Genomic DNA, 24,119 nt, shown 5'->3' with positions numbered 1-24,119 from the left:
ATGTTTCGTATAGAAATTCTTTTAAATTTTTTTATCTATAAAAATCATATAGTTAGTTTTTTAGCATGCAAGTGCATCCCTCCTTTTAAATATTTTCATTATTTCCATTAAATACCTTAGGCATGATTAGTGCATCTATTTTATGCTCAGTCAACGTGTAAAAGACTTTGACAAAGTTAGGTGGTCAATCAAAAACTAAAATAGATAGGGGTGAAAAATTGAGTCTGGTTATTGAGTGACAGAATAAATATTAAAATTTTTCTTTTATGTTTTATTGGGTTATTCGGTTATTAGTCTAATCTTAAAGTAACTACATAACGAATTCGTTTGTGAAGTCTATCTGATTTTCGGATGGAAGCGATGTTAGGGAGAATGCTATGAGCATATTCAATCATTATCAACAGCGTTATGAAGAGGCTCGCCATGAGGAGCTATCTTTAGAACAATATTTACAGTTATGTAAGGATGACCCTTCAGTCTATGCTTCTGCAGCAGAACGTTTGTTAATGGCTATAGGTGAACCTGAATATATCGATACGGCAAAAGACCCTCGTCTGAGTCGGCTTTTTTCTAACCGGGTTATTGCCAGATATCCCGCTTTTGAAGAATTTTATGGGATGGAAGATAGTATTGAGCAGATTGTTTCCTATCTCAAACATGCCTCTCAAGGACTGGAAGAACAAAAACAAATTCTATATTTGCTTGGTCCTGTGGGCGGTGGTAAATCATCACTAGCCGAAAAACTAAAAAGCTTGATGCAAAAATTGCCAATTTATGTACTGAAAGGCTCACCTGTTAACGACCACCCTTTTGCTTTATTTGATGCTGAAGAAGATGGTGAGATCTTGCAAAAAGAATATGGCATTACCCGACGTTATTTGCGGCCGATTATGTCACCTTGGGCGGCAAAACGATTGCATGAATTTGGCGGGGATATCACTCAATTTAAAGTAGAAAAAATCTACCCGTCTATATTGGATCAGGTTGCGATCGCTAAAACTGAACCCGGTGATGAGAATAACCAAGATATTTCTTCGCTTGTTGGTAAGGTGGATATTCGTCAGCTTGAGCATTATGCCCAAAACGATGCTGATGCTTATAGCTATTCAGGAGCTTTATGCCGCGCAAACCAAGGGTTAATGGAATTTGTGGAAATGTTCAAAGCCCCCATAAAAGTGCTGCATCCGCTTTTAACTGCAACCCAGGAAGGAAACTATAATGGGACAGAAGGTTTGTCTGCATTGCCTTTTTCCGGGATTATATTGGCTCACTCGAATGAGTCTGAATGGCAGGCATTTCGTAATAACAAAAATAACGAAGCCTTCCTCGATCGTGTGTATATTGTCAAAGTACCATACTGCCTGAGAGTTTCAGAAGAGGTAAAAATTTATCAGAAACTTCTGGATAACAGCGAACTTAACCATGCTAACTGTGCACCGAGCACATTGAAATTGTTGGCTGAATTTTCAGTTTTATCTCGATTAAGAAATCCTGAAAACTCATCACTCTTTTCAAAAATGCGGGTTTATGACGGTGAGAGTTTAAAAGATACGGATCCAAAAGCAAAATCCTATCAAGAATATCGGGACTTTGCGGGTGTAGATGAAGGGATGAATGGCCTATCCACTCGATTTGCCTTTAAGATCCTATCGCGTGTCTTTAACTTCGATCCAACCGAAGTTGCAGCTAATCCAGTTCATTTGTTTTATGTACTTGAAAAACAGATTGAACGTGAACAGTTCCCACAGGAAGTTTCCGATCAATACATGGAATATCTTAAAGGCTATTTAGTTCCGACCTATATTGATTTTATTGGCAAAGAAATTCAGACCGCATATCTGGAATCCTATTCGGAATATGGCCAGAATATCTTTGACCGTTATGTAACTTATGCTGATTTCTGGATCCAAGATCAGGAATTTCGTGACCCAGATACCGGTCAGTTATTTGACCGAGGGGCGTTAAACGATGAGCTGGAGAAAATTGAAAAGCCAGCAGGAATTAGTAATCCAAAAGATTTCCGAAATGAAATTGTAAACTTTGTTTTACGCGCCAGAGCAAATCATGAAGGTAAGAATCCGAGTTGGACTAGTTATGAGAAACTTCGCACTGTCATTGAGAAAAAAATGTTCTCAAACACCGAAGACCTTCTCCCTGTCATTTCGTTTAATACGAAAACTTCGGCTGAAGACCAACGTAAACATGACGACTTTGTCGACCGTATGATGGAAAAAGGTTATACCCGCAAACAGGTTAGACTTCTTTCTGAGTGGTATTTGCGTGTTCGTAAGTCGTCTTAGCCATCGGAGGTTCTTGTATGGCTCATTTTATTGACCGACGTTTAAACGGTAAAAACAAAAGTGCTGTGAATCGACAGCGCTTTATGCGCCGTTATAAACAGCAGATCAAAAAAGCTGTAACTGATGCCGTCAATCAGCGCAGTATTCAAGACCTTGATTCTGGAGAAAGCATCTCTATTCCTTCACGAGATATAACTGAACCATTTTTTCATCAAGGTGAAGGGGGGGATCGCACTCGTGTATTGCCTGGTAATGATCAATTTTCACCCGGAGATCGGATAGAACGCCCCCAAGGTGGGGGCGGCAGTGGTTCTGGTAAAGGTGATGCGAGTAACAGTGGGGAAGGAACTGATAACTTTCAGTTTGAAATATCAAAAGATGAGTATCTAGATATTCTATTCGATGATCTGGAGTTACCTAATCTGCAAGAAAATAGTACTGACCGAATGATTGATTTTAAAACGATTCGAGCCGGCTTTACCAATGATGGTGTTCCTTCAAACATTAACATAGTTCGGTCGTTGCAAAACTCTCTATTGCGTCGTACTGCAATGTCTGCAAGTAAAAAACGGCTTTTACATGAACTTGAACAGCAAATTGCAAAATTAAATGAATCGCCTCAAGAGAATGAAGCTGAAATTTTAATTTTAGAAAAAGAAGCTGATGAACTCAGAGAACGCATTCGCAAAGTGCCATTTATTGATACGTTTGATTTAAAATTCAATGCGTATGTTAAACAGCCAGTGCCGAATTCACAGGCCGTGATGTTTTGCTTGATGGATGTATCAGGTTCAATGGATCAGGCCACTAAAGATATGGCTAAGCGCTTTTATCTTTTACTGTATTTATTCCTAACACGGAATTATGAACGAATCGATATAGTGTTCATTCGCCACCATACACAGGCCAAAGAAGTCGATGAACAAGAGTTCTTTTATTCACAGGAAACTGGAGGGACAATCGTATCAAGTGCACTGAAATTAATGAAACAAATCATCGCTGAGCGTTACCCTGAAGATCAATGGAACATTTATGCAGCGCAGGCATCGGATGGTGATAATTGGGCTGATGACTCCCCCGTATGCCGAACATTGCTTGATCGAGATATCTTACCAGTTATCCGCAATTTCTTTTATATAGAGATTACGGCCAGAGCACATCAGACACTATGGCGGGAGTACGAATCACTCGCCCAACAACATACAAATTTTGACTTGCAGCATATTCGTAAACCCGAAGATATCTTCCCGGTATTCAGAGAGTTTTTCCGAAAAGAAGTTGCATGAGGAGGAGAGCATGGTCAAAAATAAACGTCTAGATGACGGGCCAGACTGGACTTTCCCGCTCATCGAGCAGTATCACGAAGTGATTGCTGCAACAGCTGAAAAGTTCAAATTAGAAACTTACCCGAATCAGATTGAAATTATTACTGCTGAACAAATGATGGATGCCTATTCCAGTGTCGGTATGCCAATTGGGTACAATCACTGGTCGTTTGGTAAAAAATTTATTCAGACAGAACAAAATTATAAGCGAGGCCAAATGGGGCTCGCCTATGAAATTGTGATTAATTCAAATCCATGTATTGCTTATTTAATGGAAGAAAACACGATGGTTATGCAAGCGTTGGTTATGGCGCATGCTAGCTATGGGCACAACTCTTTCTTTAAAAACAACTATTTATTTAAGGCTTGGACCGATCCCGGGTCAATTATTGACTATCTATTATTTGCCAAAAACTATATTGCAGAATGTGAAAAGCGCTATGGCATCGAAGCGGTGGAAGATATCCTTGACTCTTGTCATGCCTTAATGAATCACGGCGTCGATCGTTATAAACGCCCCTCTCCTATTTCTCTTGCAGAGGAAAAAGCTAGACAGAAATCTAGGCAGGAATATCTACAAGCTCAGGTGAATGAGTTATGGCGAACAATTCCAAAAAATGAAAGTGAACAACAATTCAAACCGAAAAATTTTCCAGAGGAACCACAAGAAAATATTTTGTATTTTCTTGAAAAAAAAGCACCACTTTTGGAAACCTGGCAAAGAGAACTCATTCGGATTGTGCGTAAAATTAGTCAGTATTTTTATCCACAACGTCAGACACAGGTCATGAATGAAGGTTGGGCAACCTTCTGGCATTACACAATTTTGAATGATATGTATAGTCAGGGGTATGTGACAGATCGTTTTATTCTAGAATTTTTACACAATCATACGAATGTTGTCGCACAACCGGCGTATAACAGCCCCTATTTTAATGGGATAAATCCATACGCTTTAGGTTTTGCAATGATGTGCGACATTCGACGAATTTGTGAAAATCCGACGGAAGAAGACAAGTATTGGTTTCCAGATATTGCCGGTGGTGATTGGCTTGAAACGCTGCATTTTGCGATGCAAAATTTTAAAGATGAAAGCTTTATAAGTCAGTTTTTATCTCCCAATCTTATTCGGGATTTTAAATTGTTTAACCTCACAGATCTCCATAACATGCCATATTTGGAGATCAGCTCAATCCATAATGAAGCGGGCTATCTAGCGGTTCGTCAGGCGTTGTCTAACCAATATAACTTATCGACGATCGATCCAAATATTCAAGTATATAATGTCGATGTTCGAGGGGACCGTTCCATGACATTGCGATATACCCCACATAATCATATCCCATTAGCCAAAAATTTGGATGAAGTTTTAAAACATTTACATCGGCTTTGGGGGTTTACTGTTCGGTTAGAACAGGTGACAGAGTCTGGAAATGTCGAACTTTTAGCCACTTGCCCATCTAAAACAGTTGATTAACAACATGAGCTACTGTATGGCAGTACAGTAGCTTTTTGGCCTCTCATCGCTGTTTGTACTGAAAGGCCATTTTTATATAGAAAACTACGTGTAAAATGCCTCATTTGACACATTAAAATTTTTTATAATTAAGCAACGTATTACACCTATTTACGTAACAAGCATAAACATCATAAAAATAGATTGTTTACTAAAAAACGCTCAAAGGTTAATTTGAGTCAAGGCTACCAACTTATTCGAGTTCTTCTTAAATCAATGAGTTTTTTTAATGCAATATTTTAATTTAGAATAATTCTTAAATGCATTTTGTTATGTGTTTTGGACAGGTATTCTATTTACTATAAAATGGATCACTCTTTTAACAGGATATTAGCGCAATTATGACCAATGACTCGTTACTAACGGCTTTTACTTCTAACTTTCTTGGGAAGTCCCCCAAATGGTACAAATTTGCCATAATCGCCTTTTTAGTTGTCAACCCAATAATCTTTTCGCTCGATCCGTTTGTCGCTGGATGGGTTTTAGTCGTTGAATTTATTTTTACGCTTTCGATGGCATTAAAATGCTATCCATTGCAACCTGGTGGTTTATTGGCAATCGAGGCGGTTGCCATTGGCATGACATCACCAGAAACAGTCAAACATGAACTTTTAGCTAACTTTGAAGTTATCCTCTTGTTGATCTTCATGGTTGCAGGCATTTTCTTCATGAAGCAGTTATTGCTTTATGTCTTCACCAAAATGCTCACCAAAATTCGCAGCAAAGTGATTTTATCCTTAGCGTTTTGTATCGCGGCAGCTTTTTTATCAGCTTTTCTAGATGCATTGACTGTGATCGCTGTTGTTATCAGTGTCGCAGTTGGATTTTATGCTATTTATCATAAAGTTGCCTCCGGTAAAGACTTTAATATTGAACATGATCATACTCAAGATGAGCAGCTGAAAGATGAATTGACACGCCAAGATTTGGATGGTTTTCGAGCATTTTTGCGTAGTTTATTAATGCATGCTGGGGTTGGTACCGCTCTTGGTGGTGTATGCACGATGGTAGGAGAACCACAGAATCTTATTATTGCCGATCAGGCCGGATGGCATTTCAGTGAGTTTTTCTTGCGCATGGCCCCCGTTTCTGTACCTGTATTTGTGCTAGGCCTTGTCACATGTGTTGTGTTGGAAAAAACGAGCTGGTTTGGTTACGGTGGAAAACTTCCTGACCGTGTTCGTACCATTATGCAGCGTTTTGATGCATATGAGGATAGTCGCCGTACCCGCCGTGATAATGTCAAACTTATTGTTCAAGGTGTTATTGCTATATGGCTTATTACTGGCTTAGCACTTCACTTAGCCGCTGTGGGATTAATTGGTCTGTCTGTCATTATTCTAGCAACGACTTTTGCTGGCATTACCGAGGAACATCAGTTAGGTGAAGCCTTTACTGAAGCATTACCATTTACTGCTTTATTGGCTGTGTTTTTCTCAGTAGTGGCCGTGATTATCGATCTTCATTTATTTAAACCTGTTATTCATTGGGTTTTACAGCAGGAAGGACATGCTCAGCTCATTGCCTTTTATCTTGCTAATGGTGTGTTATCTATGGTCTCGGATAATGTGTTTGTTGGCACGGTATACATCAACGAAGTTCGCTCAGCCCTGATGGATGGCCAAATCACCCGTGATCAGTTTGATATGCTAGCGGTAGCAATTAATACTGGGACGAACCTCCCGTCAGTTGCAACCCCTAATGGGCAAGCCGCATTTTTATTTTTGCTGACTTCATCACTAGCCCCACTACTGAGATTATCCTATGGACGGATGGTAATCATGGCGCTTCCGTACACAATTGTATTAGTTGTCGTCGGCTTGCTTTGTGTTAATTATCTTCTAATGCCTGCCACAGATCTATTTTACCAGCATGGATGGTTAATTCATCACAGTGCTAAAGTTGCAGCGGCTGCAATTGGTCATTAAATTTGGTACAAGAAGGGGCTATTTGCCCTTTCTTAGTCGACTTAATAAGGAATTGATGTGGCAAAAATTTTTCGAATTTGGTCAATGCAGCGCAGACCATGGCTTATTCTTGCTCTGAGTGCGATCGTTTTTGAGCTAGTAGCGTTATATTTTCAATATGGCAAAAACTTACAACCCTGTGTGATGTGTATCTATGAACGCACCGCAATGCTTGGTATTGTTCTTAGTGCCTTATTGGCCTTTATTGCACCGCGATGGTTGTTGTTGCGCTTCATCGCCACTGTAGGATTTATTGCTTCTAGTAGCTGGGGATTATTGCTTGCTTGGCAGCATATGCAACTGCAATTGCACCCTTCGCCTTTTACCACTTGTAGCCCATATCCCCATTTTCCTAACTGGCTCAAACTTAATGACTGGTTTCCATGGATGTTCCAACCTCATGGCGACTGCTCTTTGGTCGTGTGGAAACTGATGAATTGGAGTATGCCGCAATGGTTGATGGTTGCCTTTGGTGTTTATTTGATCATGGCGTTGTTGATTTTGGCTGGACAATTTCGACGTTAATCCATTGCCGCTTATTTTAAATAAATGACTTCGGCTATAATAGTTTCTTATATTAACCTCTCTTTTGCTTTGTTAGATAGGAGAGGTTCTTAGAAAATTCTCGGCTTAACAAGTTGCTCGGCGAACACCAGCGCAGCAGTCAGATTTTTAATATTTTAGTTATCGCCTGTTCAAGATCACTGATAGCTGTTGTCCTCGTGAGCGTTAATCTTCGCACTCATCTAATGGCCAATAGGCAATAAAGTCCTGAAATTCACCGCTAACTGCTGTTTCACTAATCGTTTTACCTCGGATGGATGCGCCAATGCTATGCATGAAAGTCTTATCTCCATTGTGGCGAAGTGGGTGCCAAAACGGTAGTGCCCTGCCTTCATCTAAACGACGATAAGCACAACTTGGTGGTAACCACTGAAAAGACTCCCGGTCATTGAGTGTGATTTTGACACAATCACTGACCTTGGTGAATCGATTGGCATAATCACTACACTGGCAACTTTGCTGATCTAATAGCTGACAATTAATATCGGTAAAATAAAGCTCATCAGTATCGTCATCAATAACTTTGGCTAAGCAGCATTTCCCGCAACCATCACAAAGAGCTTCCCATTCACTATCATTCATTTGTTCAAGTGTTTTATGTTGCCAAAATGTTGGATCGCTAATCACCAAATATACCTTTCAAATCGTGTCATAATTGTCTTTCACAAACATAGTGAAAATCGCGTTTATCTTCGCAAAGTAGCGGCCGTTTTATCGCTTATATGAGATAAAAAAGACTGAAATTAATTTGAGTCAATGCCCTACTGTCACAGAATATCCATATCATCCCAGTTGTCTGATATGGATAAAATTACTGTCATGATATCAAAAAAGCATTGGTCAGGTCAGCGTAAATCAATTGGTGGGTAAGCGATACGATCGGCCAAGGTTCCAACGGTAATCGCAAAATAGTTAGACCGATTCCATTTAAGCAGTGTCTCATAGTTATGATATACCAAATAAATACGCCCATTACGGTCGTCTGGAACGACTAATCGAGCCTTGATCTGCCGAACGGGCAAGTCTTTTCCGCTATAGCGCCGAACGCCTAATTTTTCCCAGACAGAGAGTAATTTTGCTGATTTGATGTTGGGCTTTTCTAAATCGAAATTTTTAGGTAAATGAACTTGTCGTCCCCAGGTCATATCATCTCTCCAACCGATTTTGTGGAGATAATTGGCTGCTGAAGCTAACGCATCGGGCACACTATGGGTCAGATCAATTTTACCGTCGTCATTGCCATCGACCGCATAAGCCAGATATGTTCCTGGCATAAACTGAACCTGCCCCATTGCGCCGGCCCATGAGCCTTTAAGTTGACTACGCGTCATTCCATCTCTTTTCATGATGGCTAGTGTTGCTATAATCTGACGTTCAAAAAAAGCCCGTCGACGCCCTTCGTAGGCAAGCGATACTAATGCTGACATCACATCATAATGCCCCGTAAACTTTCCAAAATTAGATTCGATTCCCCACAATGCAACAATAAATCGAGGCTGGACATGATACTGAGCTGAAATTTTAGTCAAAAGAGGATAATACTGTTTATATAATTTGCGCGCTTTGGCTACTTTCCATTTAGGTAAAGCTTTAGGGATATAAGTATCCAGAGTTAAACGAAATTCTGGTTGGTTTTTATCGCTATAAATCACCTTTTTGCGTAATTTAATCTGTGCAAAAGCCTTATTTACTAATGACTGAGAATAGCCCTGTTCAAGCGCCTGATGTTTAAGAGAAAGCACATAATCATCAAAGGTTTGTGCTTGAGCATTCAAAGCATAGCCACACAATAAAATCAGACACCCAATAGCTACTTTAATTCGGATCATGTATCCCCTTAGAAGCTTTAAATGCTTCAAGTTCATTCGTCACAGGAGGAGGTAGTTGCAGATAAAATCCATCCTTTCGGATTGCCTCACGAACTTTATCAATATCCGCTATTGCTAGTTTTATCTGTTTTGCCAAATTAATAGTCATCAACAATTCAGGCTTTCCAAACATCGCTAATAACTGCTCAGGAACGTTTTCAAACTTATCCCTTTTGGCTATATAAAGGTATGTTTGTTCTTTTTTTAAGCTTTTATAAATATAGCACAGCATGTTTTGACTCTTTTTATTGTTTCATTACACATAAATGGGCAAACTATAGCAAAATAGATTGTATACACAACAATGTGCCACTAAAGAGACTAAAGTAATAGGAATAGTTAATCACATGGCCGAACCAGAAGTTGAAATAAAAGGAACTACGTTTACGATATCTGTCATTCATTTGATTGATAATGACTTGGAACATATCAAGCAGGTGCTTGAGAAGAAGATGGCACAAGCTCCCAAGTTTTTTGCAACAGCACCCGTCATTGTCAATGTGAGTTTAGTGGATGAACCGATCGATTTTTCAGCACTACGAACAGCGATAAATGCCACAGGCTTTGTTATGATTGGTGTAACAGGGACGCGAGATAGTGAACAAAAACAGCTTTGTCACTCAGCCAGTATTCCAGTTTTAATCGCTGGGCGTGATGTCGAGCCTAAACCGATTGAAACTTCGCAGGAAGCGAATATTGGCCAGCCACCTAAAGTGGTTCGAGGACAGGTTCGTTCAGGGCAACAGGTTTATGCAAAAAATTGTGATCTAGTCGTTTTAGGTAGTGTCAGTAATGGCGCAGAGATCATTGCTGACGGAAGTATCCATGTTTATGGTGCGTTACGAGGCAGAGCAATTGCTGGAGCGAATGGACAGACTGACTGTATTATCTGTTGTCAGAATCTTCAGGCAGAACTGGTCTCGGTGGCTGGACATTATCAGTTATCTGAAAACCTGCAGCCCATGTGGCAGCAAGCATGTTGTATTGAACTACGGGAGAGGCAATTAACATTCGTCCCTCTAAACTAAGTGTTGAAGGAATTATATGACCAAAGTTATCGTTGTGACTTCAGGTAAAGGTGGCGTAGGTAAGACTACATCTAGCGCTGCTATCGGTACAGGTCTAGCTGTTAAAGGCCATAAAACCATTATTATTGATTTTGATATCGGCTTGCGTAACCTCGATCTTATCATGGGGTGTGAGCGTCGCGTCGTCTATGATTTTGTGAATGTTATTAACGGCGAAGCAACCCTTAACCAAGCGATGATCAAAGACAAACGCCTTGAAGAACTTTATGTTCTGCCCGCTTCGCAAACTCGAGATAAAGATGCACTCACTAAAGAAGGTGTCGAGAAAGTAATTAATGAACTGGGTGAAAAAGGCTTTGAATATATTATTTGCGACTCTCCTGCAGGAATTGAGGCTGGTGCGATATTAGCGTTATATTTTGCAGATGAAGCAATCGTCACCACAAACCCAGAAGTTTCATCGGTGCGTGACTCAGACCGCATATTAGGCATGTTAGCAAGTAAGTCTCGCCGAGCAGAGCAAGGATTAGAGCCAGTTAAAGAACATTTACTGCTCACCCGATATTGCCCTGCGCGTGTTCATCGAGGCGATATGCTCAGTGTTGAAGATGTATGTGAAATTCTAGCTGTACCATTGTTAGGTGTGATACCCGAATCACAGTCGGTCTTGAAAGCATCTAACTCGGGCGAGCCTGTTATTTTTGATACAGAAAGTGATGCAGGTCAGGCCTATCAGGATGCAGTTGAACGTTTATTAGGAAATTCGCTTGAACTTCGCTTTGTAAATGAGCAGAAGAAAGGATTTTTCAGCCGGATTTTCGGAGGTTAGTAACACATGGCTCTAATTGATTACTTTCGTAGCAGCAATAAAAAGGGCTCTGCGAAGTTAGCCAAAGAACGTCTACAGATTATTGTGGCTCACGAACGCAGTGAACGTTCAGGGCCTGATTATTTACCTGCACTGAAGCAGGATATTCTTCAGGTAATTCAGCGTTATGTTCAAATCGATCCCGATCAGATCCAAGTGTCACTGGACAATAAAGAAGCTGATTTATCGGTGCTTGAGCTTAACATTACCTTACCTGAAGATAATAAAAGCAAAGGTAAATAGATTTATTGACTGGATATTCACGATATGAGCCCGCAGTTGCGGGCATAGCAGAATAAGAAGGTTTATAAAGTAGGTAAATATGGCTTGAGAACCTCTTCTCGCCAACCGTTAATCAGCGCTGGTTTATGGCTGTTTTGTCGTTCTTGTTCAGACAACTTCCAATGCCAGGTAAAAAACTCATGGATCAATCGCTTCGGAGCTAAAACATCAGCTGGAATACCAGTCTGGTGTTCTGCTTGTGTAGCTACTTCCCGAAATTTGCTAAGGGTTGGCTTATATTCGGGATAATCGATCATTCGTTTAATCTTCTCAGGCCATTGTTGTTCCGGTATTTGTTGAGCTTGTTTAACAATATGCAGCAAGTTCTGGGCATGGATACGAAAAGCCTGTGGAGATATGCCGGTATTTTTTAAGTCATTTTTAGTCTGTGGTTGATGCTTGGCAATTGCCCAAAGCGTGTCAGCATGAACAACCTTATTGACGGGCATATCTCTTTCGATAGCGGTGCGCAGTCGCCATGCAGCTAATTGCTGTAATATAGCGAGCTCTTGACGGTTTAACTTCCAAGCATTCTTCACATCAAGATAAGCATTTTGTTCTTTTGGTTTTAAACAACGAATCGCAGCAATACGAGCACTTTCACTAAGTACATAGTCATATAAACCTTTGGCTTTAAGCTCTTCACACTGTTGCTCATATGCCGCTTTAAGATAAATAACATCTTTAGCTGCATAATCTAACTGGCGTTCGCTCAAAGGACGCGCGAGCCAATCGGTTCGTGATTCCCCTTTATCAAGTAATACTCCCGTCGTCTGTTGGATTAGCCCTTGGTAACCTAAGCTAATACCGTGTCCCAAAAAAGAAGCCGCAATCTGAGTATCGAAAACAGATAAACCAAACTGACGAACATGCGGGTTGATAATTTCTAAATCTTCACCAAACGCATGTAAAACCCAATGATGTCGTTCTAAACGCTGCCAAAATTCACATTTATCTAGATCATTTAAAACCGGATCAACTAATAAACACTGATGCCCATCGAATATTTGGATGAGCCCTAATTTAGCATAATAGGTTCGGGTCCGAACGAATTCAGTATCCAACATTAAAGTAGTCGTAGGTTGATCTAGAAACTCACAAAGAGCCGTGAGTTGAGAAGGTGTTTGAATAATCTGATAAATCATAATTAACAATAAACAACGAACAGGTCGTCGACATCACTTAGGGAAATAGCTTTTTAGTCTAACAAAATTGCCAGACAAAGACTTGTCTGGCTTAACTTAATTGCTTATTTAAGCATCAATATCGTTTAATTTTCTATGGGAACCAAGGATCACAATAAAAAGGATAAAAACGCGGAGGCAACGGCTCTGGATTAGGTTGTACTTTGGGCCAAAGATAAAATGTCTTTGCATTGATAGTCGGAACTTTTTGTTGAAACTTATCAATAACAACTGTAGTCGGTGTAGTGATCAACCCTTTAATTGAGATGGTCCGTCCTGGGGCATAGATCATTGGGTCTAAAAACTGTTTAACATGAGCGACAAAACGACCCGGACTATTATCACCAACAACTTTACCTTGGTAATCCAACTGTTGCATCACGACCTGGATCTGAGTGCCTTTATCATTATTATTCACTTTGGCTATACTCCCCTGCCAAAGTGCCCACTGCCCCTGATGGCCCCCTTTAAGTGCTTGCAGATATGAAGTATTCGTTTGGTTATCAGATAGCTGAACAGACTTTGGAAGGCTACTGCACCCAATAAGAAATAAACAGCTAAGCAAAGAAGCTAAACCAACTATTTTACGCATAAATATCAACACCAAAGATTAAATTAATATGATTGCGCTTCGCCAACATATGGATTTCTTGGTATGCACGTAAAGCACCCTGAGTATGAGCGGATGGTAAATCATAGCTAATCGTATCAAAGATAGAATCATCATCAATGACCTGCAATTTGTCATGACCTGATTCAGAGCGTTTCTTGGCTCGTTTCTTATCTTTTCGAGCCCCCTTATTGGGGCTCTTTATGGGATAAGGCGCTTGATTAATACCACCAACTCTCACAATTTATTCTCTCCCGGGAAGTTTTTTCCAGGTTACTTTATCCCGTAAATAAACGGGCTGAGCACTAGCTGCAGTTGTGGTCTGACCGTTGGCATAAAACTGCTTAGCTAGTTTAAGCATATCGTAAGCTCGCGGAAGTGCAATATCTGTTTGGCTCACTAACGGATATTTTTCGCACAAAATATCACCATAGGTTTCCCAGCCAGTTCCGACCGCAACGCCTGGCATAGCCGCCATGCTTTCAACAGCTTCTGGCGAGATAACCTGTTCAGTGTGTGTCATGACGGCTTGCCCATGATGATTGGCAAAAATCGCATGATAAATTTCCCCCATTCGAGCATCAATGGCTGCAACGACCGTATTAGCCCCCGCGCTATCAATCGCTTGTTGAGCCATCGCTGCAAGCGTTGAAACCCCTATCATTGGTAAATTTGCACCAAAAGCTAGCCCTTGAGCTGCTGCAACCCCAATGCGCACTCCTGTAAAACTACCTGGGCCTTGGCCAAATGCAATTGCATCTAACTGACTGAGCTTCACCTCGGCTTGCATTAAAACTTGCTCGACCATGGGAAGAATTTTCTGCGTATGTTCTCGGGGACATCTCTCAAAATGAGAATAGATTTTCCCCTGCCAACTCAGTGCAACAGAACATGCTTCTGTTGCTGTATCTATGGCTAATAAATTAACGTTTAACTTTTGATTCATGAATTTATATCACTTATTGCGGTGTCTTCCGCATGATTCATCTGACTAACAAATTGTGTTACTTGCTCTAAATCGCGACAACGGCGCATCGGCGGCAAGCTTTGCAAAAAGAGTTGACCGTAATGACGGTTCACCATGCGATTGTCGCAGATGACAATAACACCTTTATCCCGAGTATCTCGAATAAGTCGGCCAACCCCCTGCTTTAACGTAATAGCAGCCTGCGGTAGATAGACCTGCTGAAATGGATCGCCTCCGCGGAGACGACAATCTTCGCTTTTGGCTCGCATTAACGGGTCATCAGGAGAAGCAAAAGGAATCTTATCAATGACGATAAATGATAATGCTTGGCCTCGAACATCAACCCCTTCCCAAAAAGATCCCGTGGCAACCAAAATAGCGTTACCGGCTTGAATAAATTGATTTAATAAAACACCTTTAGCGGCTTCGCCTTGGGTAAGCACTGGAAGCGTTGTTTGCTCATGCAAAAGCTTAGATAAGCGTTGGATCATTGCATGGCTGGTACATAAAAAGAAGCAACGTCCGCCATTTTTCTCAATAATAGGCAGCAATTTCTGCACAATGACCTTTTCAACCCCTTGGGAACCGGGCTCTGGAAAATAACGAGGCACACACAAGAGGGCTTGATTAGAAAAATCGAATGGACTTTCGAGCATGAGCTGCTCAGCGCCATCCATACCTAACTGGCTAACAAAATGATCAAACCCTTGGTTAACTGCCAACGTTGCACTGGTAAAAATCCATGAAGCATCGCGCTCATCGAGCTCTTTACGAAATCGTTCGGCGATATTAAGCGGTGTAATGTTAAGTGAAAAATGCAACCTTGAAGTATCATACCAATAGCTAAAGCCGGTAACCTGCGTCTGCTGCATTTTCTCTAACAGCACTTGCAGCTGAGTGACTCGCTCAAAAAGATGATCACCGAGCTCACTGCGCGATAAAGCCAATTTTAAAAGTTCATAGACAAACTGTAAATCATCACTCAAGCGCTTGAGCTGCTGAGTAAATTTAGGTTTCTTTAACAATGGCCGCCAATCACCGCGTTCTTTTTCACCTTCAAAAGCTAGCCGTGTATCTTGCGCACTCACTCGCAATTTAGAGCCCGCTTTAGCGAGCTGGGCCATGTCTTTCAACTCTGTTCGATATAGCAGCTCGATATCTTTACATAGATCGCTAACCACCCGACTCGAAAATGTCTGGCCAAAATATTGAGTAGCAATATCTGGTAGTTGGTGAGCTTCATCAAAAATATAAGCATCGGCTTCAGGCAATAACTCTCCAAAGCCGGTTTCCTTCACCGCCATATCAGCAAAGAAAAGGTGATGATTGATCACAATGATCTGTGCTTGCATGGCTCGATTCCGAGCCTTAACTAACGCGCACTCACTGTAACTTGGGCAGTCTCTGCCAAGGCAATTATCATTTGTACTGGTGATCAACGGTAATAATTCTGATTTTTCAGCTAATGGCCCTAGTTCAGAAATGTCACCATCAGCACTCGTTATCGACCATTGGCGGACTCGCGCTAAGTCTGCTAACAATTGCTTATCCATATCACGTGATTGCTGCATAAAATGACTAAGCCGTTCAATGCACAAATAATTGTTGCGGCCTTTTAGTAAAGCGACAGAGTGAGAATACCCGAGAGCCTTGACCATAGTCGGCAGATCTTTATGGAAGAGTTGATCTTGAAGCGCTTTCGAACCGGTACTGATAACAATTTGCTGGGCACTATGTAATGCAGGAACCAAGTAAGCGAAAGTCTTACCGGTTCCTGTTCCAGCTTCAACTAACAAGATTTTTTTACGCTTGAGGACGTCTGATACAGCTGCGGCCATTTTCTGTTGTGCTTTGCGCGGTGAAAACCCAACAATGCTTTTTGCCAGCAATCCCTCAGGCGCAAAATAATCTTCTTTCAAGTTCCCAAGCCTAATTTGTTGTAAAGGCTTATTATGACAAAAACAAACCCTGCTCGCATCTATACAAACAGATCAATTTCATGATCAGTTAGCTGCTGTATCTTGGTATTTTCTTTTTGCTCTTTCTCGTTTGCTTCTGCCTTGTCTTGCGTATTTTTATGATTCGTATTTTTATCGCCTTTAGTGCCCTGACGATTGCCATCCGAATCTTTAACCTGTCTTAAAGGCGGCCCTGTCGGGCGCTGAATGACAGGCGGAATGAGATCATTTGACGGCATATCAATTCCCCTAATCGGTAATGACATTACCTATATCGGCTAAAAAATGATCTCTCTTAATTTATTTCATTGGAATTGCAAAAAATAGTTGCTTTTTTGGCTTGGGTTGTTAATGTAATTACACATTAATCAATTTACCAGAAAGACTAAAATGTTAAACATCACTGTTAAACATCATCACCATCATCACCATCCCGAATAAGTCTTTCAGGAAAATTGGTGCTGGAAGACTCATAGAGGCTTCCAGCGGTTGACAGAAATTTTTAAACCCTTGGAAGTCCATCTTCCAAGGGTTTTTTAATTTTATATGTCAAGGGATCAACCAAATGTCAGAACAACAACGTTTACGTATCGCAATTCAAAAATCTGGTCGACTGAGTAAAGACTCGCAGCTCATGTTTAAAAACTGTGGGATGAAAGTTAACTTACGTGAACAGCGCCTTATTGCCCACTGTGAGAATATGCCAATTGATATCTTACGAGTACGTGATGATGACATTCCGGGCTTAATTATGGATGGCGTCGTCGATGTAGGGATTGTCGGTGAAAACGTTCTTGAAGAAGAAACACTGCTCCGGCAGAGTCAGCAAGAGAATACTGAATTTAAAATGCTTACTCGTCTTGATTTTGGGGGATGCCGATTATCGCTAGCCGTGCCGGAGGATTTTGAGTTTAAAGGCCCTCGTTCATTAGCTAATTTGCGAATCGCAACAACTTATCCAGGGTTACTTAAGCGGTACATGGACACTCAAGGAATAGATTACACCAATATCATGTTGACTGGCTCAGTTGAAGTGGCTCCAAGAGCCGGATTGGCCGACGCTATTTGTGATCTGGTATCGACAGGCGCAACCCTTGAAGCCAATGGTTTAAAAGAAGTCGAAGTCATCTACCGCTCCAAAGCAACTCTCATTCAATCATCAAATCCACTCTCCGCTTCAAATCAAGCCCTTCTTGATAAACTGCTACTTAGAATTCAAGGCATCATTCAAGCCAAAGAAAGCAAATACATTATGCTGCATGCCCCTAAAGCCAAACTAGAAGAGGTAATTGAATTAATGCCTGGTAGTGAACGCCCAACTTTACTGCCATTAGCGGGTCGAGATGATCTAGTTGCAGTGCACATGGTTAGTACCGAAAACTTGTTCTGGGAAACCATGGAAGCCCTTAAAGCGCTAGGTGCAAGTTCAATTCTTGTGATGCCAATTGAAAAAATGATGGAGTAGTGACATGCAAACGCTGATTTGGAATCAACTCAACCTAACACAGCAGCAAGATGCACTACAGCGTCCGGCAGTCAGTAGTGCCCAAAAAATTAGTCAAATCGTTAAAGAAATTATTACTCAAGTTAGAACTGAAGATGATGATGCGCTCAGAGAATTAACAAAGAAATTTGATAAAGTCGCTGTAGAGCAACTACGAGTTAGTCAGCAACAGATTCGCAGTGCAGGGAATAATTTAAGTGGTGAATTTAAGCAAGCAATAAAACTAGCCAGTAGTAATATTGCTAAGTTCCATCAGGCCCAAAAGCCAACACCGACGATGATTGAGACTCAGCCCGGCATTCGTTGTGAGCTGCGCTATAGTGCGGTAGAAAAAGTCGGGCTATACGTTCCCGGTGGCAGCGCCCCACTCCCTTCAACAGTCATGATGTTGGCTATTCCAGCTAAAATTGCTGGATGTTCAAAAATCATTCTCTGTTCTCCCGCTCCGATTAGTGATGCCATTCTGTATACCGCTGATATGTGCGGTGTTGATGAGATCTATTCAATTGGTGGTGCCCAGGCTATTGCAGCAATGGCTTATGGAACGCAGTCGGTACCTAAGGTTGATAAAATTTTTGGTCCTGGTAACGCGTTTGTAACCGAAGCCAAACGGCAAGTTGCAGAAGATTATCAAGGGGCGGCAATGGATTTACCTGCTGGTCCATCAGAAGTGTTAGTGGTGGCCGATGCGCAGGCAAATCCAGCCTTTGTTGCTGCAGACTTGCTCTCGCAGGCCGAACATGGTCCTGACTCACAAGTACTTCTCGTAAGCGATAGCAACGAGCTTACTAACCAAGTCAATGATGAGATTAATCGTCAAACCACGCTTCTTGAACGCCGTGAAATTGCCGAACAAGCATTAGCTAATAGCCGTGCTATTATTGTCGAATCTCTTGAACAAGCCATGGAGGTTTCAAACCGCTATGGCCCAGAACATTTAATTATTCAAACTGAGCAACCACGACAGTTGCTGCCTTGGGTTAAAAATGCGGGAAGCGTATTTTTAGGTGCTTGGACGCCTGAATCAGTCGGGGATTATGCCAGTGGCACTAACCATACGCTGCCTACCTACGGTTATACTCGAACCTATTCAAGTTTAGGTACTGCTGATTTTATGAAGCGTTACACCGTTCAGGAGCTTAGCGAGCAAAGCTTACGCAACTTAGCCCCCACCGTCATTGAAATTGCTAATGCAGAGGGGTTAAGTGCACATCGCCGTGCAGTGACGCTTCGAATAGGACAGGAGAAATAGCAATGCCAACACAACAACTTGCCCGCGCTTGTGTCCAAGTGTTAACACCTTATCAGTCTGCTCGAAGAATTGGCGGCCATGGTAATATCTGGTTAAACGCTAACGAAAGTCCAGACAGTGACGATTACTCACTGGCACACTTGCGCCTGAATCGCTACCCTGAATTTCAGCCGCCAGAGCTCATAAGTGCTTATGCTGAATATGCTGGTGTCGAAGAAGAGCAGGTTTTAGCCACTCGTGGGGCTGATGAAGCTATTGATCTGTTAATCCGAACCTACTGTGAGCCAGGACAAGATCAGATTGTTATCAACCCTCCAACTTACGGTATGTATGCAATCAGCGCTCAAACATTTGGGGTTGATGTGATCAAACAACCTTTAGATGATGATTTTAACCCCGATTATCAGGCGCTCAATCAAGTCAACGCTAAAATTATATTTATCTGCTCTCCCAATAATCCAACTGGCAATTTAGTCTCCATAGCTGCGCTTCGCACCTTAGCTCAAGCGCAGCAAAACAAAGCGATTATCGCTATTGATGAAGCTTATATTGAATTTAGTCCTCAAGCCTCTGCCAGTGCACTGATTAATGAATTTGATAATATTGTCATTTTTAGAACGCTCTCTAAAGCATTTGCGTTAGCGGGGGGCCGCTGTGGTTTTATTCTCGCCCCTAATGAAATCATTCGAATGTTGGCAAAAGTGATAGCTCCCTATCCTGTTCCGTCTCTTGTTGCATCAGTCGCAACAAAAGTACTCACGCAAGAGATGTCGGCTATGCAACAGCGAGTGACTGAATCGAATCGTCTGCGCACTGAATTTATCAAACAGATCGACTCATTAAAGATTGCTGACACTATTTTTTCGGCAACAGGTAACTTTATATTGGTTCAGTTTAAAGCAGATTTGTTTGATTGCATTGCTCAACGCGGCATTGTGCTTAGAAACTTTGCAGATAAACCGCGGCTGGAACGCGCTATTCGCATTACTATCGGCAGCCCGCAGGAAATGGAACAAACTATAGCGGCAATCAAAGAGTTGTCGCAAACACGGATCGGAGAAGCATGCCAATGAGTGTCAAAAAAATTCTTTTTATTGACCGAGACGGAACACTGATTGAAGAGCCACAAAGTGATAAACAAGTGGACTCTCTGGAAAAGCTCACATTCGAGCCATTTGTTGTCCCCGCGCTATTAAAGTTAATTGATGCAGGGTTTCAGCTAGTCATGGTCAGTAATCAAGATGGCTTAGGAACCCCAAGCTTTCCAACTGAAGATTTTCAAAAGCCGCATGATAAAATGATGGATCTGTTTAATTCTCAAGGAGTTCAGTTCCATGAGGTGCTTATTTGTCCTCATCTACCCCATGAGAATTGCAGTTGCCGTAAACCGAATTTAGGGCTGGTTCAGCCATATTTGACCCAAGGTAAAGTCGATTTCACAAAAAGTGTTGTCATTGGTGACCGGCCGACTGATATGCAACTAGCTGAAAATATGGGGATTCGTGGCATATTGTATGATCGTAATCGCAATAACTGGCAAGCGATTGTGGAACAACTTACATTGACAGGCAGAAAAGCGAAAGTACAGCGAAATACCAACGAAACACAAATTGATGTTGCGGTTGATTTGGACTCCCGAAGTAAAAGCACAATTAGTACTGGGATTGGCTTTTTTGATCATATGCTCGATCAAATCGCAACGCATGGTGGATTTCATCTCGACTGTCAGGTCAAAGGTGACTTATATATTGATGACCACCATACAATCGAAGATACCGCGCTGGCAATGGGTCAAGCTCTTGAACAAGCGTTGGGTGATAAACGCGGCATTAATCGGTTCGGTTTTACCTTACCCATGGACGAAGTCTTAGCTCAATGTGCCATCGATCTTTCCGGGCGGGCATTTTTAAAATTTGATGCTTCTTTCAATGAATCTAAAGTCGGCCAAATGAGTACAGAAATGGTGCCACATTTTTTCCGTTCGCTTGCCGATTCGCTGCATTGTACTTTGCATCTGAGTGCCAGCGAAGGGAATACCCACCATGTTGTCGAATCGTTATTTAAGTGTTTTGGCCGAGCGTTAGGACAAGCCATTACTCAAACCAGCGATGTTCTGCCGAGTAGCAAAGGAGTGTTGTAATGAACATTATCGTTGATACCGGGTGTGCGAATCTTTCATCCGTGCGCTTTGCGGTTGAACGCTTGGGCTATGATGTCGCCATCAGTGCCGAGCCTGATCTGATTTTAAATGCTGATAAAGTATTTCTCCCTGGTGTTGGCACCGTTGCGGCAGCGATGCAGCAATTGCATGAGAAACAGTTGGTAGAAGTTGTACAATCAGTAACAGCTCCCCTGCTAGGGATTTGCTTAGGGATGCAGATTTTAGTTGAGTCTTCTTTTGAAGGAGGAGCGAGTGTTGCCGAAACTGCTCAGGATTGCTTAGGGCTGATTCCTGGAACAATAACTAAGCTGGAACCTAAGCAAAACTTGCCGCTCCCACACATGGGATGGAACCAAGTCAAGCCGAATAATCATCCCCTCTTTGCCAATATCGACCCTCAGAGTTTTTTCTATTTTGTGCACAGCTATGCACTTGGTGTTAGTGATGTCACGATTGCTGAATGTGATTACGGGGCTTCCTTTTCAGCAGCGATCGGTAAAGATAATTTTATGGGGGTGCAGTTTCACCCAGAGCGCAGCGGTAAAGCTGGCGCACAACTATTAAAAAACTTTCTGGAGATGTAGATGATTATTCCAGCTCTCGATTTAATTAATGGGCAAGTTGTTCGTCTCTATCAGGGCGACTATCAACAGCAAACCACCTACAGCGATGATCCGTTGAGTCAGTTTTTAAGTTATCAAAATCAAGGCGCACAAGTTTTGCATTTGGTCGATCTGGATGGTGCCAAAGATACCACAACTCGCCAACTGAGTGTGATCCGCCGTCTTATCAGCAAAACTCAGGTTAAAATTCAGGTGGGAGGTGGCATTCGGGATGAAGATGCTCTTAGTGATCTTCTCGAATCTGGTGCAGCCCGAGTGGTCATTGGCTCTATGGCTGTTAAACAGCCCGAGGTGGTCTCTCAATGGATAGAACGCTATGGCAGCGAGCAAATTGTCTTAGCGCTCGATGTGAATGTGAATGCAGCGGGAGAGAAGCGAGTAGCAGTTTCAGGCTGGCAAGATGACAGCGGTATGCAAATTGAAGCACTGCTTGATCATTATTTAACATACGGGCTTAAACATGTTTTATGTACCGATATCTCGCGGGATGGAACGCTGCAAGGCTCAAACACCACAATGTACAAAGAACTTTGCCAGCGTTATCCAACCATACAATTTCAGTCCTCTGGCGGCATTGGTTCGCTTAAAGACATTGCAGAGCTACGCTCAACTGGCGTGGCTGGGGTGATCGTTGGCAAAGCATTACTAGAGGGCAAATTTACCGTTGAGGAGGCGATCAAATGCTGGCGAAACGAATAATTCCTTGTCTGGACGTTCGCGATGGTCAAGTTGTCAAAGGTGTACAGTTCAGAAACCACGAAATTATTGGCGACATTGTGCCACTGGCGAAACGCTATGCGCAAGAAGGTGCCGATGAGTTAGTTTTTTATGATATTACCGCTAGTAGTGATCGCCGAGTTGTTGATAAAAGTTGGGTGAGTCGAGTCGCTGAAGTTATTGATATTCCATTTTGTGTGGCTGGCGGACTTAAAACAGAAGAGGATGTCGCGCGAACGCTAATGCATGGCGCAGATAAAGTCTCCATTAATTCTCCTGCTATAGCAGACCCAAGCCTTATTACCCGGCTCGCTGATCGTTTTGGTGTACAGTGCGTGGTAGTTGGAATTGATAGTTATTTTGATGATGAAAGTGGGCAGTATCAAGTTAAACAGTTTACTGGATCTGAAAAATCGACGGTGACAACACACTGGAATACCCTCGACTGGGTCAAAGAAGTACAGGCTCGAGGAGCCGGTGAAATCGTTTTAAACATGATGAATCAAGACGGTGTCCGTCAAGGCTATGACCTTAAACAGCTGAAGATGATCCGTCAGGTCTGTAAAGTGCCTCTGATTGCTTCAGGCGGTGCGGGTGAAATGGTTCATTTTGCTCAGGCGTTTAAAGAGGCCGATGTCGATGGCGCGCTAGCGGCAAGTGTATTTCACAAACAAATTATCCATATTGGTGAGCTAAAAGCTTACCTTAATCGTCAACACGTGGTTATCCGATTATGAAAAAAGAGTTGTTAGAACAAATTAATTGGCAAAAAGTCGATGGCTTAATTCCTGCGATTATTCAAGATGAACATAGTGCTCAGGTCTTAATGCTGGGGTATATGAACCCTGAGGCCTTAATGAAAACGTTAAGCGAAGGAAAAGTTACCTTTTTTTCTCGTAGCAAAAAACGTCTTTGGACCAAAGGGGAAACTTCAGGGCATTTCTTAAATCTTAAATCGATACAACTCGATTGCGATAACGATACTCTATTAGTGGTTGTTGAACCAATTGGACCCACTTGTCATACCGGAACAACCAGTTGCTTCGGGAATGAAAGTGTCACTGATTTGGGCTTTATTGCAGAATTAGAAGCAGTGATCGCGAGCCGTCACAACAGCTCGCCGGAAGAGAGCTACACAGCCCGCCTATTTGCTGCTGGGACCAAACGCATGGCACAAAAAGTAGGAGAAGAAGGTGTTGAAACAGCCTTGGCTGCAACCGTTAAAGATCGTTATGAATTAACGAATGAAAGCGCCGACTTGTTATTTCATCTACTAGTATTACTTGAAGATGCCAATTTACCGCTTTCAGAAGTGATCAGTTGTTTAAAAGCACGCCATAAATAACCTCTTCCCCCATGAATAATCGTAATGAGCTTCATGGGGGACCTCCGTGACGGTGGTACCTTTGCTTGCTCCAAGGTAAT

The 24,119-nt window shown here is 42.0% G+C and carries 25 protein-coding genes and 1 other annotated feature; of the genes, 16 read left to right on the top strand and 9 right to left on the bottom strand.

Going from position 1 to position 24,119, the window contains the following annotated elements; translation table 11 throughout:
* Positions 1–377: 377 nt before the first annotated feature.
* From EV690_RS13005 to dsbB, 5 genes are all read left to right on the top strand, one after another.
* Positions 378–2,300: a PrkA family serine protein kinase gene (locus EV690_RS13005; RefSeq protein ID WP_131913430.1), complete on the top strand. Its 1,923-nt coding sequence runs from the start codon at positions 378–380 to the stop codon at positions 2,298–2,300.
* A 17-nt stretch (positions 2,301–2,317) separates the two neighbouring features.
* The gene (locus EV690_RS13000) at positions 2,318–3,586 is read left to right on the top strand and encodes a YeaH/YhbH family protein (protein WP_131913429.1); all 1,269 of its coding nucleotides are present in this window, start codon (positions 2,318–2,320) and stop codon (positions 3,584–3,586) included.
* A 10-nt stretch (positions 3,587–3,596) separates the two neighbouring features.
* Complete coding sequence (locus EV690_RS12995; protein ID WP_131913428.1) at positions 3,597–5,102, top strand: SpoVR family protein; 1,506 nt, start codon at positions 3,597–3,599, stop codon at positions 5,100–5,102.
* A gap of 380 nt (positions 5,103–5,482) precedes the next feature.
* Positions 5,483–7,069, top strand: coding sequence for a sodium/proton antiporter NhaB (nhaB, locus tag EV690_RS12990; RefSeq protein WP_131913427.1), 1,587 nt, complete (start codon positions 5,483–5,485; stop codon positions 7,067–7,069).
* 57 nt (positions 7,070–7,126) lie between these two features.
* Positions 7,127–7,633 carry a disulfide bond formation protein DsbB gene (gene dsbB / locus EV690_RS12985; RefSeq protein ID WP_131913426.1) on the top strand — a complete coding sequence of 169 codons (507 nt, stop codon included), beginning with the start codon at positions 7,127–7,129 and terminating at the stop codon, positions 7,631–7,633.
* Between the two features lie 204 nt (positions 7,634–7,837).
* On the opposite strand, the gene EV690_RS12980 is transcribed toward dsbB, so the two are convergent.
* The 3 genes from EV690_RS12980 to EV690_RS12970 form a co-directional block, all read right to left on the bottom strand.
* Positions 7,838–8,296: a YcgN family cysteine cluster protein gene (locus EV690_RS12980; protein WP_131913522.1), complete on the bottom strand. Its 459-nt coding sequence runs from the start codon at positions 8,294–8,296 to the stop codon at positions 7,838–7,840.
* Positions 8,297–8,517: 221 nt separating this feature from the next.
* Positions 8,518–9,501 (bottom strand): lytic murein transglycosylase, encoded by a 984-nt coding sequence (locus EV690_RS12975; protein WP_131913425.1) that lies wholly within the window; start codon positions 9,499–9,501, stop codon positions 8,518–8,520.
* Positions 9,488–9,772, bottom strand: a complete 285-nt coding sequence (locus tag EV690_RS12970) for a YcgL domain-containing protein (protein ID WP_131913424.1) — start codon at positions 9,770–9,772, stop codon at positions 9,488–9,490. Before EV690_RS12970 ends, EV690_RS12975 begins: the two co-directional genes overlap by 14 nt.
* 115 nt (positions 9,773–9,887) lie before the next feature.
* Here EV690_RS12970 and minC point away from each other — a divergent pair, with 115 nt between their 5' ends.
* From minC to minE, 3 genes are read left to right on the top strand one after another with little or no spacing between them, the layout of a single operon-like run.
* Positions 9,888–10,568, top strand: a complete 681-nt coding sequence (minC, locus tag EV690_RS12965) for a septum site-determining protein MinC (RefSeq protein ID WP_131913423.1) — start codon at positions 9,888–9,890, stop codon at positions 10,566–10,568.
* A 16-nt stretch (positions 10,569–10,584) separates the two neighbouring features.
* The gene (gene minD / locus EV690_RS12960; RefSeq protein ID WP_131913422.1) at positions 10,585–11,397 is read left to right on the top strand and encodes a septum site-determining protein MinD; all 813 of its coding nucleotides are present in this window, start codon (positions 10,585–10,587) and stop codon (positions 11,395–11,397) included.
* 6 nt (positions 11,398–11,403) lie between these two features.
* Entirely contained in the window at positions 11,404–11,679 is a 276-nt protein-coding gene (minE, locus tag EV690_RS12955; RefSeq protein ID WP_131913421.1) for a cell division topological specificity factor MinE, read from the top strand.
* Between the two features lie 62 nt (positions 11,680–11,741).
* Here the strand turns inward: minE and rnd are convergent, their stop codons facing one another.
* From rnd to EV690_RS12925, 6 genes are all read right to left on the bottom strand, one after another.
* The gene (rnd, locus tag EV690_RS12950; protein ID WP_131913420.1) at positions 11,742–12,863 is read right to left on the bottom strand and encodes a ribonuclease D; all 1,122 of its coding nucleotides are present in this window, start codon (positions 12,861–12,863) and stop codon (positions 11,742–11,744) included.
* A gap of 133 nt (positions 12,864–12,996) precedes the next feature.
* On the bottom strand, positions 12,997–13,494 hold the full coding sequence (locus EV690_RS12945; RefSeq protein ID WP_131913419.1) for a Slp family lipoprotein: 498 nt from the start codon (positions 13,492–13,494) through the stop codon (positions 12,997–12,999).
* Positions 13,487–13,753: a hypothetical protein gene (locus EV690_RS12940; protein WP_131913418.1), complete on the bottom strand. Its 267-nt coding sequence runs from the start codon at positions 13,751–13,753 to the stop codon at positions 13,487–13,489. Before EV690_RS12940 ends, EV690_RS12945 begins: the two co-directional genes overlap by 8 nt.
* 3 nt (positions 13,754–13,756) lie before the next feature.
* On the bottom strand, positions 13,757–14,458 hold the full coding sequence (gene tsaB / locus EV690_RS12935; protein ID WP_131913417.1) for a tRNA (adenosine(37)-N6)-threonylcarbamoyltransferase complex dimerization subunit type 1 TsaB: 702 nt from the start codon (positions 14,456–14,458) through the stop codon (positions 13,757–13,759).
* On the bottom strand, positions 14,455–16,398 hold the full coding sequence (locus tag EV690_RS12930) for an ATP-dependent DNA helicase (RefSeq protein WP_207907526.1): 1,944 nt from the start codon (positions 16,396–16,398) through the stop codon (positions 14,455–14,457). The genes tsaB and EV690_RS12930 overlap by 4 nt, the downstream gene beginning before the upstream one ends.
* Before the next feature lie 59 nt (positions 16,399–16,457).
* Complete coding sequence (locus EV690_RS12925) at positions 16,458–16,676, bottom strand: hypothetical protein (protein WP_131913416.1); 219 nt, start codon at positions 16,674–16,676, stop codon at positions 16,458–16,460.
* 180 nt (positions 16,677–16,856) lie between these two features.
* Positions 16,857–16,975, top strand: a sequence feature (His leader region).
* A gap of 27 nt (positions 16,976–17,002) precedes the next feature.
* Here EV690_RS12925 and hisG point away from each other — a divergent pair.
* From hisG to hisIE, 8 genes are read left to right on the top strand one after another with little or no spacing between them, the layout of a single operon-like run.
* Positions 17,003–17,902, top strand: coding sequence for an ATP phosphoribosyltransferase (hisG, locus tag EV690_RS12920; protein ID WP_131913415.1), 900 nt, complete (start codon positions 17,003–17,005; stop codon positions 17,900–17,902).
* A gap of 4 nt (positions 17,903–17,906) precedes the next feature.
* Positions 17,907–19,193 (top strand): histidinol dehydrogenase, encoded by a 1,287-nt coding sequence (hisD, locus tag EV690_RS12915; protein ID WP_131913414.1) that lies wholly within the window; start codon positions 17,907–17,909, stop codon positions 19,191–19,193.
* A gap of 2 nt (positions 19,194–19,195) precedes the next feature.
* Positions 19,196–20,266 (top strand): histidinol-phosphate transaminase, encoded by a 1,071-nt coding sequence (gene hisC, locus EV690_RS12910; RefSeq protein ID WP_131913413.1) that lies wholly within the window; start codon positions 19,196–19,198, stop codon positions 20,264–20,266.
* Positions 20,263–21,333, top strand: coding sequence for a bifunctional histidinol-phosphatase/imidazoleglycerol-phosphate dehydratase HisB (gene hisB, locus EV690_RS12905; protein ID WP_131913412.1), 1,071 nt, complete (start codon positions 20,263–20,265; stop codon positions 21,331–21,333). The genes hisC and hisB overlap by 4 nt, the downstream gene beginning before the upstream one ends.
* Positions 21,333–21,938 (top strand): imidazole glycerol phosphate synthase subunit HisH, encoded by a 606-nt coding sequence (hisH, locus tag EV690_RS12900; protein WP_131913411.1) that lies wholly within the window; start codon positions 21,333–21,335, stop codon positions 21,936–21,938. Before hisB ends, hisH begins: the two co-directional genes overlap by 1 nt.
* Positions 21,939–22,676 (top strand): 1-(5-phosphoribosyl)-5-[(5-phosphoribosylamino)methylideneamino]imidazole-4-carboxamide isomerase, encoded by a 738-nt coding sequence (gene hisA, locus EV690_RS12895; RefSeq protein ID WP_131913410.1) that lies wholly within the window; start codon positions 21,939–21,941, stop codon positions 22,674–22,676.
* Positions 22,658–23,431: an imidazole glycerol phosphate synthase subunit HisF gene (hisF, locus tag EV690_RS12890; protein WP_131913409.1), complete on the top strand. Its 774-nt coding sequence runs from the start codon at positions 22,658–22,660 to the stop codon at positions 23,429–23,431. Before hisA ends, hisF begins: the two co-directional genes overlap by 19 nt.
* Positions 23,425–24,039 (top strand): bifunctional phosphoribosyl-AMP cyclohydrolase/phosphoribosyl-ATP diphosphatase HisIE, encoded by a 615-nt coding sequence (gene hisIE / locus EV690_RS12885; protein ID WP_396022826.1) that lies wholly within the window; start codon positions 23,425–23,427, stop codon positions 24,037–24,039. Before hisF ends, hisIE begins: the two co-directional genes overlap by 7 nt.
* Positions 24,040–24,119 lie beyond the last annotated feature (80 nt).

Source organism: Celerinatantimonas diazotrophica (assembly GCF_004339545.1).
Lineage (GTDB): Bacteria > Pseudomonadota > Gammaproteobacteria > Enterobacterales > Celerinatantimonadaceae > Celerinatantimonas > Celerinatantimonas diazotrophica.
The sequence above is the reverse complement of the archived record's forward strand: the minus strand, read 5'-3'. Positions and strand labels throughout refer to the sequence as shown.